Consider the following 13,606-nt stretch of genomic DNA (forward strand, 5'->3'; position numbering starts at 1 on the left):
GGGGTCAGAGGCGGCCGACGCGGGTGAAGAAAGGCCAGCGCACGGTACGCACCCTTCCCGGCTCGCCCCAGGCGTCGGCCAGCGCGGAGGTCGCCGCTTCGACCGGGTCGATGCCCGTGCGCTTCAGATGCCGCTGCGTGGCCGACCACGAGCCCAAGTAGGCAAGGAACTGCGCCAGGTTCCATTGCGCATGCATGGCGAAGCTTGGCGCAGGCACGAGGTCGAACGGGAACGCCAGTTCGCGATAGCCGCTATCCACCAGCGCGCGTTCCGGCGGCCAGTCGGCACCGAGCGTCCCGGCGTAGAGCTTCCATTCGACGGCATCTACCGCCCGGTCCACGCTGCAGTTGCCGTAGGCCGATACTGCCAGCAGCGCTCCCGGTTTGGCGACACGGCGCACTTGCGCGTAAAAGGCTTCCAGGTCGAACCAGTGCAGCGCCTGCGACACGCTCACCAGGCTCACGCTGCCAGGCGCCAGGCTGCTGTGCTCGGCCGGTTCCACGCGGTAGTCGATGGATGGGTGCGCGCTCGCCTGGGCAACCTGCGTGGCGCTGGGATCGGTCGCCACCACGCGTTCGAAATGCGCCGCCAACCCCAGGCTGGCCTGGCCGTTGCCGCAACCGGCATCCCAGGCCAGCTGGGTGTCCGGCGCCTGGCCGGCGAGCCAGGCAAACCAGTCCGCCGGTGGCAGTGGTCGGGCGTCGCGATAGAGCGCGGCGTGGCCGGAGAAATGGTCTTTGAAGGTGGGCATGGCTGGAGACCGCAGGGTGGGCTTCAACTCATCGATGAATGGTGGCGGCATGGCGGGCTGAAGCCCACCTATAAGAGCCGGCGGGTTTCACCCGGCGCCAGGCCGTCCAGCGCCCAGTCGCCGATGCGCACGCGGATCAGCCGCAGTGTCGGAAAGCCGACCGCCGCCGTCATCCGCCTTACCTGACGGTTGCGACCCTCGCGCAAGGTGATGCTCAGCCAGCTGGTGGGGATGGTCTTGCGAAAACGCACCGGCGGGTCGCGCGGCCACAGCCAGTCCGGCTCGGCCGCATGTTCGACACCGGCCGGCAAGGTGAGGCCATCGTTGAGCGTGACGCCCCGGCGCAGCGCGGCGATCGCCTCGTCGGTGATCGCGCCGTCCACCTGCACCAGGTAGGTCTTCGATTGCTTGTGGCGCGGGTCGGTCAGCCGGTGCGCCAGGCGGCCGTCGTCAGTCAGCAGCAGCAGGCCTTCGCTGTCGTGATCCAGCCGTCCGGCCGGATAGACGTCTTTTTCGCGCACGAAGCCGGCCAGCGTCGGCCGGCTGCCGTCACCGGAAAACTGGCACAGCACGCCATAAGGCTTGTTGAGCGCGACGAGCATCCGTCACGGCGCGGAGGCTGCGTGCGCGGGCGCCTCCGGCTTCACGAAGCGGAGCGTCATGCGGTCGGATTCGCCGATCGCCAGGTACTTGGCCTTGTCCTGCTCGCCCAGCGCCAGCGTGGGCGGCAGCGTCCACACGCCCTTGGGGTGGTCGTGGTCGTCCTTCGGGTTGGCGTTGATCTCGCTGCGGCCGTCCAGCACGAAACCGGCATCGGTGGCGAGCTTCACGACGTAGTCCACCGGCAGGTAGCCGCTGCCCTTGACCTCGTCCAGCGAGGCGCCGGCATCGGCGCGATGGTCGACAATACCAAGCACGCCGCCGGGCTTGAGTACCGTGTAGAAGGCCTTGAACATCGCCTGCGCGCTGCCGTCCATCGCCCAGTTGTGCACGTTGCGGAAGGTCAGCACGCGGTCGGCCGAGGCCGGAGGGCCGACCACCGGCGCCTTGGGATCGAAGGTCACTATCGCGGCCTGGCCGAACTGTGCCGGGTGCGCGGCGAAGAGTTTGCGCAATGCGCTGTCGTCGCTGCGCGCCTCCTCATCGGCGGACGGCTGCTTTTCGGCGGCAATGTAATGACCGTTGTCGCGCAGCAGCGGCGCCAGGATCTGCGCGTACCAGCCGCCGCCCGGGGTGATCTCGATCACCGTCTGGTCCGGACGCAACTCGAAGAACGTCAGCGTCTCCTTCGGGTGGCGATACGTGTCGCGCGCGCGCTGGTCGGCCGGACGCCAGTCGCCGCCGATGACCTGGTCCAGCTGGGTGGCGGTGTAGTCACTGGCGCTGGTCGGCGGTACCAGCGCGTCGGCGGGCTGGTCCTGCGCAATGGCCGGCAGGGCCATCAGCGCGGCGGTGCAGAAGCTACAAAGCAGCAGGCTCTTCATCGTGTCTCCTTACGGCCATGCGTGGGGCGAATGCTTCAGAATGGGCGCGGGCAGACCGACTGCAATCCGTCGATGTGCTCGTGCAGGTCCGGGGCTATACCCTGCCACATCGGGTCGAGGATGAAGTCGATGCCCTCGTAGCGGGCGAGCTTGGCCGCCGGGATGAAATCCGCGTCGCCGGCGACCAGGATGATCTGGTCGACCAGTTTCTTGTAGGTAAGCGCGGCGATATCGATGCCGATCTTCATGTCCACCTGGGTCTGGCGCATGTCCGGCTCGAAGTGCTCGTCGCCCAGATCCTCCCACGCCAGGGTGCCCTCGCGCAGCTGCTGGTAGGCAGTGAACCGGAGTTTCCATTCGCCGCGCTCGGCCAGCCGACCGAGCCTGAGCGCCATCTTGCGCTGGCGCCGCAGCTGGTCGTGGAGCTCGCGGCGGAACGCTGCCGCGCCGGTGCGCGAGAAGTCCACTGCCTCGCCGCTGAGCGGGCGCACCAGCACCTTTTCCAGCGGCGGGCAGTCGTAGAAGAAAATCCGGTACATCGACTCGCGCGGACGATCCAGCGCCTTGAGGTGTTCCAGCGCCATGCCGAACACAGTCTTGGCCACGGTGCGTGCGTCATTGGCATCGCGCTCGCCCCAGACCTTGCGGTAACGGGCAAGGAAGAAGGCGCCGTCGACGAGGATGGCGGTGCGTTGCATGGGGATCCTTTGGGGGAGTGCCGGGGAGGCGCGCGCATTCTAGCCGAGCGCCAGGTCGCGGGCCTTCCCCCGCGAATGCCGGGTGGTGCGACAGTTGACCCTGGCGGAAAGCCCAAACCGACCCCTTCGAGGCTTCCCCGTCCGCCCTTCGGGCACCTTCCCGCGAGCGGGGAAGGGAAGCAGGTCAGTAGCGGACCACCGAGCGGATCACGCGGCCTTCGTGCATGGCATCGAACGCCTCGTTGATCCGTTCGAGGGGCAGCTCCTGGCTGACCATCTCGTCGATCCTGATCTCGCCCGCCAGGTAGCGCTCGACGTAGCCTGGCAGTTGCGAGCGGCCCTTGACCCCGCCGAACGCCGAGCCGCGCCACACGCGCCCGGTCACCAGCTGGAACGGCCGCGTGCGGATCTCCTGCCCGGCGCCGGCCACGCCGATGATGATCGACTCGCCCCAGCCCTTGTGGCAGCACTCCAGCGCCGCGCGCATCACGTCCACGTTGCCGATGCACTCGAACGAATAGTCCACGCCGCCGCCGGTGAGCTCCACGATCGCCTGCTGGATCGGCATGTCGGGGTAGTCCTTCGGATTGACGCAATCGGTGGCGCCCAGCAGTTTCGCCATCGCGAACTTGGACGGATTGGTATCTACCACAACGATCCGCCCGGCCTTCGCCATCACCGCGCCCTGCACTACCGACAGCCCGATACCGCCCAGCCCGAACACTGCCACGCTCGCGCCCGGCTCGACCTTGGCGGTGTTGAGCACCGCGCCGATGCCGGTGGTGATGCCGCAGCCGAGCAGGCAGACCTTCTCCAGCGGCGCGGCCTTGTTGATCTTCGCCACGGCGATCTCGGGCAGCACCGTGTATTCGCTGAAGGTGCTGGTGCCCATGTAGTGATGGATCATCCGGCCGTTTTTGGAGAACCGGGACGTGCCGTCGGGCATCAGCCCCTGGCCCTGGGTGGCGCGGATGCGCTGGCAGAGGTTGGTCTTGCCCGAGCGGCAGTATTCGCAGGTGCCGCACTCGGGCGTGTACAGCGGGATGACGTGGTCACCCACGGCCAGCGTGGTCACGCCCTCGCCCACCTCTTCCACGATGCCGCCGCCCTCGTGGCCCAGGATCGCCGGGAACAGGCCCTCCGGATCGGCGCCGGAGAGGGTGAACGCATCGGTGTGACAGACGCCGGTGGCAACGATGCGCACCAGCACTTCGCCGGCCTTCGGACCGGCCACCTCCACGTCCTCGATCGACAGTGGCTTGCCTGCCTGCCAGGCGACGGCGGCACGGGATTTCATGGGCGGCTCCAGGCGGGCGGAAACCTGAGATGATGCCGCGCGCCGGCCCTCGAAGAAACCCGGGAGCAGCGGTGCTGCGCGCGTGAACTTTGCTCCTGCAGGTCAGGCCTTCGCGGGCTTGACCTCGCGCAGCCGCGGCATCTGCGTGCAGTACGCCTCGGCCTCGCCGAGCAGCCATTCGCGGAACACCTGCAGGCCGCGGTGCTCCTCCGAGCGCGGCGGATAGACCAGCCAGTAGGCCTCCTGGATCGGCAGGTAACGGTCGCCCAGCACCACCAGCCGGCCGGCGTCGATCAGCGAGCGCGAGCTGACCATCCGTCCCAGCCCCACGCCCAGGCCCTCCAGCGCCGCGTGGCGCAACGCGTCGGTGCTGTCGAAATGCGCCACGTAGCGCTTGGGTGGCGTGCCGCTCACCTCCGCGAACCATTCGCGCCAGCGGTCGCCCGGATCGCCCAGCAACGGCCAGTCGCCGAGCTGGTGTGGATCGGCCCCGCCCATGCGCGCGATCAGCTCGGGCGTGGCCACCGGCGCCAGCCACTCGCCGAACAGCCGTTCGCTGGTGAGCCCCGTCCACTGGCCGCGGCCGTAGCGCAACGCGGCGTCGACCGGCTCGCGCTCGAAATCCACCAACGTGGTGCCCGACTGCAGGTTGAGTTCCAGTTCCGGGTGCGCGGCGACCAGCCCGGGCAGCCTCGGCACCAGCCAGCTGGACATGATTCCCGAGCTTGCGCTCAGCGTGAGCGAGTCGTGCCGCCGCTCGCGATAGCGCGCCAGCGCGTGGTCGATGCCATCGAAGTGCTCGCCCACCGCCTCGAGCAAGCCGCAGCCCTCGGTGGTGAGCGTGACGCCGCGCGGGCCGCGCTCGAACAGGCGGCGGCCGAGGCGATCTTCCAGCTGGCGGATCTGGTGGCTCAGCGCACTGACGGTGAGGTTGGCCTGCACCGCCGCGCGCGACAGGTTGCCCACGCGGGCCACCCGCACGAACTGTTGCAACAGACCAAGCGGAACATGGCTCACGAGGTCGGCCTCCCAGTGCAAGTTGAGCCTTGAAATGCGCTCAAGGCTGGCTTGCGAATATATCGCTTTTTGGCGGGCCGACGGCGACGTACCTTGAGCACACCCCAAGGCAACACATCCCCCCCGGAGGTTCCCGTGAAACCGTTCTGGAAGCAGTTGCTGTACCTGCATGGCCACGCCCTGCCCACCGACCTGCGCTGGCGCGAGGACGCGCGCGAGACACGCGGTCGCCGCACGGCCCCGGTCGTGAAACCGGTGCCGCCGATGCTGCGCTGGCGCGACGCACTGCGTGCTGCGTTGATCAGCTGATCACGGCGCCCGACCGCCACGAGCCGGACTGCAGGAGCGCTCCTGCAGTTGATTCCCTCGCAGCTCCGCTCCATTTCATGGGAATTCCCGTCCCCGGAGAAATTTCCATGCAATTGCGCCCGCTCGGCCGCTCGCCACTTTCCATCGCCCCGTTCGCCTTTGGTGGCAACGTGTTTGGCTGGAGCGCGGACGAGAAGCGCTCCTTCGAGTTGCTCGATGCCTTCATCGGCGCCGGCTTCAACCTGATCGACACCGCGGATGTCTATCCGGCCTGGGTGCCGGGCAACCGCGGCGGCGAATCGGAAACCATCATCGGCCGCTGGCTCAAGGCCAGCGGCAAGCGCGACCAGGTGGTCATCGCCACCAAGGTGGCCAAGTGGGCCGAACAACCGGGCCTGTCACCGGTCAATATCCAGCAAGCGGTCGAAGGCTCGTTGCGACGCCTGCAGGTCGACTGCATCGACCTCTACCAGGCGCACGAGGATGACGCCTCGATACCGCTGAGCGAGACGCTGGGCGCGTTCGGACGGCTGATCGAACAGGGCAAGGTGCGCGTCATCGGCGCCTCCAACTACACCGCCGACCGCTTTGCCGAAGCGCTGAAGGTCTCGGCCGAACACGGGCTGCCCCGCTACGAATCGCTACAGCCGGAATACAACCTGCTGCGCCGTGCCGGCTACGAGCGCGAGCTGGAGCCGCTGATCCGGCGCGAGCAGGTCGGCGTGATCAGCTACTACGCGCTGGCCAGCGGTTTCCTTTCCGGCAAATACCGCAGCGAGGCGGATCTGGCCAAGAGTCGCGCGCGTGGGAACGGCGTGCGCAAATACCTGGACCCCCGCGGGCTGGGCATCCTCGACGCCCTCGACCGCGTCGCCGCCAGCCACCAGGCCACGCCCGCGCAGGTCGCGCTGGCCTGGCTGATCGCCCGACCCGGGCTCACCGCGCCGATCGCCAGCGCCACCAGCGTGGAACAATTGCACGAGCTGCTGGGCGCGGTGAAACTCGCGCTGGCGCCGGATGAGATCGCGGTGCTGGATCGGGCGAGTGCCGAAACCTAGCCGTCGTGGACGCGACTCGGTGCGACCGCAAAAAAAGGGCGCCCCGGGGCGCCCTTTTTGTTTAGCCTTCCAGCATCGCCAGCGCGTCGTTGAAGGTTTTGCTCGGTCGCATCGCCGCGCTCGTGCGCGCCAGGTCGGGGTGGTAGTAGCCGCCGATGTCCACGGCTTTGCCCTGCGCGCCGTTCAACTCGGCCACGATGGTCGCCTCGTTGTCCGCCAGGGTTCTGGCCAGCGGCGCGAAGGTGGCCTTCAGTCCGGCATCCTCGTCCTGCGCGGCCAGCGCCTGCGCCCAGTACAGCGCCAGGTAGAAGTGGCTACCGCGGTTGTCGAGCTCGCCGACCTTGCGCGCGGGCGACTTGTTGTTGTCCAGGATCTTGCCGTTGGCCTCGTCCAGCGCTTTGGCCAGCACGGCGGCGCGCTGGTTGCCATAGCGCTCGGCCAAATGCTCGAACGAGGCGGCCAACGCGAGGAACTCGCCCAGCGAATCCCAGCGCAGGTAGTCCTCTTCGACGAACTGCTGCACGTGCTTGGGCGCGGAGCCGCCGGCGCCGGTCTCGAACAGGCCGCCGCCGGCCATCAGCGGCACGATCGAGAGCATCTTGGCGCTGGTGCCCAGCTCCATGATCGGGAACAGGTCCGTGAGGTAGTCGCGCAGCACGTTGCCGGTCACCGAAATGGTGTCCTGGCCCTTGCGGATGCGCTCCAGCGAGACGCGCATGGCCTCGACCGGCGACAGGATACGGATGTCCAGGCCGGCGGTGTCGTGGTCCTTTAGGTAGCGCTCGACCTTGGCGATGACTTGCGCGTCGTGCGCACGCGCAGGATCCAGCCAGAACACCGCCGGCGTGCCGGAGAGGCGCGCGCGGGTGACCGCCAGCTTGACCCAGTCCTGGATCGGCGCGTCGCGGGTTTCGCACATGCGCCAGATGTCGCCGGCTTCGACCGCATGCTCGAACACCGCGTGGCCATCCTGGTCGGTCACGCGCACGGTGCCGTCGGCGGCGATCTGGAAGGTTTTGTCGTGCGAGCCGTATTCCTCGGCCTTCTGCGCCATCAGGCCGACGTTGGGCACCGAGCCCATGCTGGCCGGATCGAACGCACCGTGCACCTTGCAGTCCGCGATCACGGCCTGATAGATGCCGGCGTAGCTGCGGTCGGGGATCAGCGCAAGGGTGTCCTGGAGCTCGCCCCTGGCGTTCCACATCCTGCCCGAGTCACGGATCATCGCCGGCATCGAGGCGTCGACGATCACGTCGGACGGCACGTGCAGGTTGGTGATGCCCTTGTCGGAGTTGACCATCGCCAGCGCCGGACGCTTCGCGTACTCGGCCTGGATGTCGGCCTTGATCGCCGCCTGCCTGTCTTCGGGCAGCTGGGACAGGCGCGCGTAGAGATCGCCGATGCCGTTGTTGGCGTCGAAACCGACCTGCTTGAGCTCGGCGGCGTATTTCGCGAGCACGTCCTTGTAGAACTCGCGCACCACCACGCCGAACATGATCGGGTCGGAGACCTTCATCATGGTGGCCTTCAGGTGCAGCGAGAACAGGACGCCGCCTGCCTTGGCGTCGGCGATCGCGCCGTCGACGAAGCGCGCCAGCGCGGCGCGGCTCATCACCGCCGCATCGACGACTTCACCGGCCTGCACGGCGACCTTTTCCTTGAGCACCGTGGCGGCGCCGTCCTTGCCGACCAGCTCGATCTTCAGGGCGCCGGCCTTGTCCATCGTGGCCGACTTTTCGGAACCGTAGAAATCGCCGCCGTCCATGTACGCCACACGGGTCTTCGAGTCGGCGCTCCACTTGCCCATCTTGTGCGGATGCTTGCGCGCGTAGCTCTTCACCGACGCCGGGGCGCGGCGGTCGGAATTGCCTTCGCGCAGCACCGGGTTGACCGCGCTGCCTTTGACCTTGTCATAGCGCGCCTTGATGTTGTACTGCTCGACGTCGCCATGGACCTCGTCGGGATAGTCCGGCAGGGCGTAACCTTGGCGCTGCAGCTCCTTGATCGCGCTTTTAAGCTGCGGCACCGAGGCGCTGATGTTGGGCAGCTTGATGATGTTGGCGTCCGGCGTGGTGGCCAGCTGGCCGAGCTCGGCCAGGTCGTCGGCGATGCGCTGGTCTTCCTTCAGGTATTCGGGGAACTGCGAGAGGATGCGCCCGGCCAGCGAGATGTCGCGGGTTTCCACGTCGATGCCTGCGGTGTGCGCGAACGCCTCGACGATCGGCAGCAGCGACTGGGTGGCCAGGAACGGCGCTTCGTCGGTCAGCGTGTAGAGAATCTTGGGAGCCTGGGACATCGTCTGCGTGACCTCTCGTGCAAAGGCATGCGGGGAAGCGCGGCAGGGCCGAGGCCGCGCCGCGAAGAAAGACAAGACCGCCATTTTCGCCCGAACGGCGCGCGCTGGCTATCGCACGGGCGTACGCGGGCGCATGGAAAGCAGGCACCCGCGCGTCAGGCGCGGGTGCGTTCGCGGCTATGCATGGAACGCCCCGGCATGGCCGAGGCACAGGCGCGACGGACGGTCAGCTGCCCTGGATCGGATAGGTCTGCACGCCGCTGGCGGTGGGCGCCGGCTGCTGCGTGGCCGGCTGCGTGGTCGGGGCCGGACGCGCGCTGCCGCACTGGTAGGCGCCCCAAGCCTGTTCGCCATCGACCGGCTCGCCCAACGGCTTGACCGTGTCGGCACTCATCTTGGCCGCTTCGTTGCGGGCCATCACTTCCAGTTCGTCGCGCACCTTGATGTCGTTGCGGTCGACCGGGCCGACGCGTTCCATCACCGAGACGGTGACCTTGCCCAGGTCGCGGCACTGCGAGACGTCACCGTTCCAGGCCGTGCGCACCTGCTTGCCCGCGTCGTTGAGGGTGATGCCCCAGGTGCAGGCGCCGAGGAGCAGGACGGGGACGAGCAGCAGCGGGGTCTTGCGCATGAAGGGGCTCCGGAGGGAAAGCTGGGACGAACGCCATCGTAGCGTGGAGCGCGGACGGCGGACACGAAGTGGCGCCACACCGTTTGCCTGCGTGCAGGAAAGCTCCCGCCCATCCGTCCCGTGGAAACCGGATGGGCGGGATCGTGCCGCCTTACTTCACCGGCTTGCCGTCGGCGTCGAGCACCTGCACCTTGCCCAGCTTCAGCGCACGCACGGGTGCCTCGATCTTCTTGAGGTCGCCGACGATCACCCAAGTCAGGTGATCCGGATGGATCACCTCGTTGGCGGTCGCCTGCACCTGCGGATCCGTCAGCGCCTGGATGCGCGCCTTCTCGGTCTGGATCCAGTTGTCAGGACGGTCGTAAAGGGCGATGTCCTCCAGCGCATCCATCACCGCGGAGGTGGTCTGGTACTCGCCAGGCAGGCTGCGCACGTCGCCCTCCTTGATCTTGGCGATTTCCTCGGCGCTCAGCGGATGCTTGCCGACCACGCCGCGCGCCTCGGAGAGGATCTCCTGCGCGGACGGCGCGGTCTTGTCGGTCTGCACCGGCGCGTACATCAGGAACGGTCGCTGGCCGAGTGCGTCGGGCATGAAGCTGTAGGCGCCATACGCCCAGTGCTTGTCCTCGCGCAGGTTCATGTTCAGGCGCGAGGTGAAGGTGCCGCCGAACGCGCCGTTCATGGTCTCGATCGCCAGGTTGTTGTCGACCTTGGTCGAAGGTGCCAGGCCGCCGGCCAGAATCAGGCTCTGCTGCGCGCCGGGGCGGTCGATCAGGTAGACGCGCGAGGTGCCGGGCGCCGCCACCTTGGCGAGGTTCTTGGCCGGCACCTTGCCCGCGCCCGGCTTCCAGTCGCCGAACACCTTGTCCAACTGCGGGATGACCGCGTCCAGCGTGGTGTCGCCGGCGACCAGGATCTTGACGTTGTCAGGACGAATGAAGTCGCCCATGAAACGGCGCATGTCATTGGCGTCGAGCGCGGTGATCGACGTGACGGTGCCCGAGCCGGTGAACGGAATCGCGTAGGCATGGCCTTCGCCGTAGAGCAGCGGCGGCAGCGTGCGCAGGGCGATGCCGATCGGCTGGCTCTTCTCCTGCGCGATGCGCGCCAGCCACTGGCCGCGCAGGCGGGAGATGTCGCCGGTGCGGAAGGCCGGATTGCGCACGATGTCGGCGAACAGCGTAAGCGACGGCTCGAGCTTGTCGTTCAATGCATTGAGCGAGACGTTGCAGGAGTCCAGCCCGCAGCCGCTGCCGATCTGCGCGCCCAGTCGCTGCTCGCGCTTGGCGATCTCGACCGAATCGAGATCCTTGGTACCCTCATCGAGCATCGCCATCGTGAAGCTGGAGGTGCCCAGCTTGCGACCCTGGTCGGCGGCGTAACCGGCGTCGAACAGCAGTTGCACTTGCGTCGCCGGTACTTCGTGGCGCTCGGCCAGAGTGACTTCGATGCCGTTGGCGAGCTTGCCGTGCTGCAGGGTCGGGAAGGTGAGGCTGGGGAACTGGGTCACCTCGGGCACGCCCTTGGCACGGTCCACCGGGCTCTTGACGGTGGTGTATTCGCCCTTGGCCGACAGCTCGTCCATCGGCTTGCCCGGCTGTGCGGGGCGGCCGGCATAGGTGGCGAAGTCGGTGTCCTCGACCTTGCCGGGCGCGACGGTGAGGGTGTAGTCGCCCTTGGCGATCCAGCGGTTGGCCGAGGCCTTGACGCTGGTCGGGGTAGCTGCCATCAGCGCGTCGAAATCCATCAGGTAGGAACCGGGGTCACCCTGGTAGAGCTGGCCCTCGGCCAGGATCGAAGCCTGCGTGTTGACCCGCTCCAGGCCGCGCACGAACGCCGCGCGGATGCCGGTCTTGACGCGCTCGAGCTCATCGGCGGTCGGACCATCCTTGAGGAACCTGGCCCACTCGTCGGCCACGGCGGCCTCGACCTTCGCCGGGTCGGCGCCCTTCTTCACGTCCACCTGCAGCTCGAACAGGCTGGCCAGCACGTGCTGCTCGATGTCGACCGAAACGTCGTCGGCGAGCTTGTCCTTGTAGACCAGGCGCTGGTAAAGACGCGAGGTCTTGCCGCCGCCGAGCACCGCGGCGGCCAGCTGCAGCTGGTTGAGCTCGACGTCGTTGCGCGAAGGCACGTTCCACTCGCGGTAGATGCGCGCCTGGGCGACGTTGTCGGTCATCGTGCCGCGGGTGGACTTCCCGCGCGGTGTCACCCACACCTGCGGTCGCGGCACGGCCGGGCCAGCGCCGATGTCGCCGAAGTACTTGAGCATCTTCTGCTTCGCCTGCGCCGGCGTGATATCGCCGGCCAGCACCACCACTGTGTTGGCGGCGCCGTAATAGTCCTTGAACCACTGCTTGACGTCGCCGAGCGAGGCGGCGTTCAAGTCGGCCATCGAGCCGATGGTGTCGTGATGGTAGGGATGGTTGGCCGGAAAGGCCTCGGCCTGGATCAGCTCGCTGACTCGGCCGTAGGGCTCGTTCTCGCCCTGGCGCTTCTCGTTCTGCACCACGCCGCGCTGCTCGTCCAGCTCCTTCTGGCCGATCGCGCCGAGCAGGTGGCCCATGCGATCCGATTCCATCCATAGCGCCATGTCCAGCGCGGTGGTGGGCACCGTCTCGAAGTAATTGGTGCGATCGAGCCAGGTGGTGCCGTTCTGGTCGGTGGCGCCGGCCAGCTCGAACGGCTTGAAATACTCGTCCTTGTGGTTCTCCGAGCCCTGGAACATCAGGTGTTCGAACAGGTGCGCGAAGCCGGTCTTGCCCTTCGGTTCGTAGGAGGAGCCCACGTGGTACCACACGCTCACCGCCACCACAGGCGCCTTGTGATCCTCGTGCACCACCACCGTCAGCCCGTTGGGCAGGGTGAAGCGCTCGTACTTCAGCTCGGGGATCTTTTGCGCCTGGGCGGCCGGCGCATCGGCGGCCTGCGCCGGCAGCAGGGCCGGTCCAGCCAGCAGGCTGGCGGCGATCAGCGCCAGCACGGTCTTGGGTGGGGAACGCTTTGCCACGGTGAACCTCCTGTCTCACGAAAGAGGACCGAGGCTATCGGTCCGGGGCAAACCAGCACAAGCGACAAAGGCCATGGCTGTCCGGATGGTGTCCGCCCACGGACCTCGCAGTGTCCGCGGACAACCCGCGCGGCTCGTCGCATCGCCAGGACGCCTATATGGATCAACGCTTTAGCGATCCATCGCGGCTGGCACGAGCCTTGCCACTACGTGGGCAAGGATCCCACCCCCTGTCCAAGGAACGCCGCCATGAAATTCGAAACCCTGTTGCTGCGCAGCCTGTTCGCCGCCTGCCTGCTGGTATGCGGCTGGATCATGGCCTCGATGTTGTTCATGCCCGGTCCGGTGCAACTGGCCGGCGCCGGCGACGGTGCCGCGCTCGGCGTGACGCTGGCCGTGCCAGGCGCCTGCATGCTACCGCCCGACGGCGTCGTTTGCCCGCGCGTGGAAAGCTGAGCATTCGAAGCGATCGACCGCCGGCCCATCGACGGGCCGCGCAGCGGATAATGGGCGGATGCTGCATGTCATCCTCTTCCGTCCCGAGATCCCGCCGAACACCGGCAATGCCATCCGCCTGTGCGCCAACACCGGCGCCTCGCTGCACCTGATCCGCCCGCTCGGCTTCGAACTGGACGACGCCCGCCTGCGCCGCGCCGGGCTGGACTACCACGAGTACGCCCGCGTCACGGTGCACGACGACCTGCCCACCTGCCTGGCCGCGCTCGGCGAGCCGCGCGTGTTCGCCTACTCCACCCGCGGCCGCCTGGCCCACGTGGATGCCCGCTACAGCGAAGGCGACGCGCTGCTGTTCGGCTGCGAAACCGCCGGCCTTCCGGATGAGGTGCTGGACGCCATTCCGCCCGATCAGCGCCTGCGCCTGCCGATGCGCCCGGAAAGCCGCAGCCTCAACCTGTCCAACAGCGTGGCGGTCGCGGTCTACGAGGCCTGGCGTCAGCTGGGATTCGCAGGATCGGTGTAGCGCCGACCCGGCGCGCGTCCGCCATCGCCAACCCCGCGATCGGACACCGCGGTCGCACCCAAGCGCGGTCCGACAG

13 protein-coding genes are annotated in these 13,606 nt (G+C 67.8%); 4 read left to right on the plus strand and 9 right to left on the minus strand.

Annotated elements, in window-relative coordinates:
• Positions 1 to 4: 4 nt before the first annotated feature.
• From ACFWZ4_RS11595 to ACFWZ4_RS11620, 6 genes are all read right to left on the minus strand, one after another.
• A complete protein-coding gene (locus tag ACFWZ4_RS11595) occupies positions 5 to 751 on the minus strand; it encodes a class I SAM-dependent methyltransferase (protein WP_439704829.1) in 747 nt (248 codons plus the stop codon).
• Between the two features lie 68 nt (positions 752 to 819).
• Complete coding sequence (locus ACFWZ4_RS11600; protein WP_439704830.1) at positions 820 to 1,353, minus strand: pseudouridine synthase; 534 nt, start codon at positions 1,351 to 1,353, stop codon at positions 820 to 822.
• 3 nt (positions 1,354 to 1,356) lie between these two features.
• On the minus strand, positions 1,357 to 2,235 hold the full coding sequence (locus tag ACFWZ4_RS11605) for a class I SAM-dependent methyltransferase (RefSeq protein ID WP_439704831.1): 879 nt from the start codon (positions 2,233 to 2,235) through the stop codon (positions 1,357 to 1,359).
• Between the two features lie 35 nt (positions 2,236 to 2,270).
• The gene (locus tag ACFWZ4_RS11610) at positions 2,271 to 2,933 is read right to left on the minus strand and encodes an NYN domain-containing protein (protein ID WP_439704832.1); all 663 of its coding nucleotides are present in this window, start codon (positions 2,931 to 2,933) and stop codon (positions 2,271 to 2,273) included.
• Between the two features lie 184 nt (positions 2,934 to 3,117).
• Positions 3,118 to 4,230, minus strand: a complete 1,113-nt coding sequence (locus tag ACFWZ4_RS11615) for an S-(hydroxymethyl)glutathione dehydrogenase/class III alcohol dehydrogenase (protein ID WP_439704833.1) — start codon at positions 4,228 to 4,230, stop codon at positions 3,118 to 3,120.
• 102 nt (positions 4,231 to 4,332) lie between these two features.
• Positions 4,333 to 5,247, minus strand: a complete 915-nt coding sequence (locus ACFWZ4_RS11620) for a LysR substrate-binding domain-containing protein (protein ID WP_439704834.1) — start codon at positions 5,245 to 5,247, stop codon at positions 4,333 to 4,335.
• Between the two features lie 135 nt (positions 5,248 to 5,382).
• Between ACFWZ4_RS11620 and ACFWZ4_RS11625 the strand changes: the two genes are divergently transcribed.
• Together ACFWZ4_RS11625 and ACFWZ4_RS11630 are read left to right on the plus strand one after the other, a co-directional pair.
• Positions 5,383 to 5,556 carry a hypothetical protein gene (locus ACFWZ4_RS11625; protein ID WP_439704835.1) on the plus strand — a complete coding sequence of 58 codons (174 nt, stop codon included), beginning with the start codon at positions 5,383 to 5,385 and terminating at the stop codon, positions 5,554 to 5,556.
• Positions 5,557 to 5,663: 107 nt separating this feature from the next.
• Complete coding sequence (locus tag ACFWZ4_RS11630; RefSeq protein WP_439704836.1) at positions 5,664 to 6,614, plus strand: aldo/keto reductase; 951 nt, start codon at positions 5,664 to 5,666, stop codon at positions 6,612 to 6,614.
• A 61-nt stretch (positions 6,615 to 6,675) separates the two neighbouring features.
• Here the strand turns inward: ACFWZ4_RS11630 and ACFWZ4_RS11635 are convergent, their stop codons facing one another.
• From ACFWZ4_RS11635 to ACFWZ4_RS11645, 3 genes are all read right to left on the minus strand, one after another.
• A complete protein-coding gene (locus ACFWZ4_RS11635) occupies positions 6,676 to 8,910 on the minus strand; it encodes an NADP-dependent isocitrate dehydrogenase (RefSeq protein WP_439704837.1) in 2,235 nt (744 codons plus the stop codon).
• A 226-nt stretch (positions 8,911 to 9,136) separates the two neighbouring features.
• Positions 9,137 to 9,541 (minus strand): DUF4156 domain-containing protein, encoded by a 405-nt coding sequence (locus ACFWZ4_RS11640; protein ID WP_439704838.1) that lies wholly within the window; start codon positions 9,539 to 9,541, stop codon positions 9,137 to 9,139.
• A 151-nt stretch (positions 9,542 to 9,692) separates the two neighbouring features.
• Positions 9,693 to 12,551: a M16 family metallopeptidase gene (locus tag ACFWZ4_RS11645; protein WP_439704839.1), complete on the minus strand. Its 2,859-nt coding sequence runs from the start codon at positions 12,549 to 12,551 to the stop codon at positions 9,693 to 9,695.
• 249 nt (positions 12,552 to 12,800) lie between these two features.
• On the opposite strand from ACFWZ4_RS11645, the gene ACFWZ4_RS11650 reads away from it, so the two are divergent.
• Complete coding sequence (locus ACFWZ4_RS11650; protein ID WP_439704840.1) at positions 12,801 to 13,007, plus strand: hypothetical protein; 207 nt, start codon at positions 12,801 to 12,803, stop codon at positions 13,005 to 13,007.
• A 58-nt stretch (positions 13,008 to 13,065) separates the two neighbouring features.
• Positions 13,066 to 13,530 carry a tRNA (cytidine(34)-2'-O)-methyltransferase gene (locus ACFWZ4_RS11655; RefSeq protein WP_439704841.1) on the plus strand — a complete coding sequence of 155 codons (465 nt, stop codon included), beginning with the start codon at positions 13,066 to 13,068 and terminating at the stop codon, positions 13,528 to 13,530.
• Positions 13,531 to 13,606: the final 76 nt, after the last annotated feature.

Source organism: Frateuria sp. GZRe12 (assembly GCF_051900535.1).
Taxonomy (GTDB): Bacteria; Pseudomonadota; Gammaproteobacteria; order Xanthomonadales; family Rhodanobacteraceae; genus Frateuria_A.

Coding starts and splice junctions, on each gene's coding strand:
- ACFWZ4_RS11595 (WP_439704829.1), bottom strand. CDS start 751: ATGCCCACCTTCAAAGACCATTTCTCCGGCCACGCCGCGCTCTATCGC.
- ACFWZ4_RS11600 (WP_439704830.1), bottom strand. CDS start 1,353: ATGCTCGTCGCGCTCAACAAGCCTTATGGCGTGCTGTGCCAGTTTTCC.
- ACFWZ4_RS11605 (WP_439704831.1), bottom strand. CDS start 2,235: ATGAAGAGCCTGCTGCTTTGTAGCTTCTGCACCGCCGCGCTGATGGCC.
- ACFWZ4_RS11610 (WP_439704832.1), bottom strand. CDS start 2,933: ATGCAACGCACCGCCATCCTCGTCGACGGCGCCTTCTTCCTTGCCCGT.
- ACFWZ4_RS11615 (WP_439704833.1), bottom strand. CDS start 4,230: ATGAAATCCCGTGCCGCCGTCGCCTGGCAGGCAGGCAAGCCACTGTCG.
- ACFWZ4_RS11630 (WP_439704836.1), top strand. CDS start 5,664: ATGCAATTGCGCCCGCTCGGCCGCTCGCCACTTTCCATCGCCCCGTTC.
- ACFWZ4_RS11635 (WP_439704837.1), bottom strand. CDS start 8,910: ATGTCCCAGGCTCCCAAGATTCTCTACACGCTGACCGACGAAGCGCCG.
- ACFWZ4_RS11640 (WP_439704838.1), bottom strand. CDS start 9,541: ATGCGCAAGACCCCGCTGCTGCTCGTCCCCGTCCTGCTCCTCGGCGCC.
- ACFWZ4_RS11650 (WP_439704840.1), top strand. CDS start 12,801: ATGAAATTCGAAACCCTGTTGCTGCGCAGCCTGTTCGCCGCCTGCCTG.
- ACFWZ4_RS11655 (WP_439704841.1), top strand. CDS start 13,066: ATGCTGCATGTCATCCTCTTCCGTCCCGAGATCCCGCCGAACACCGGC.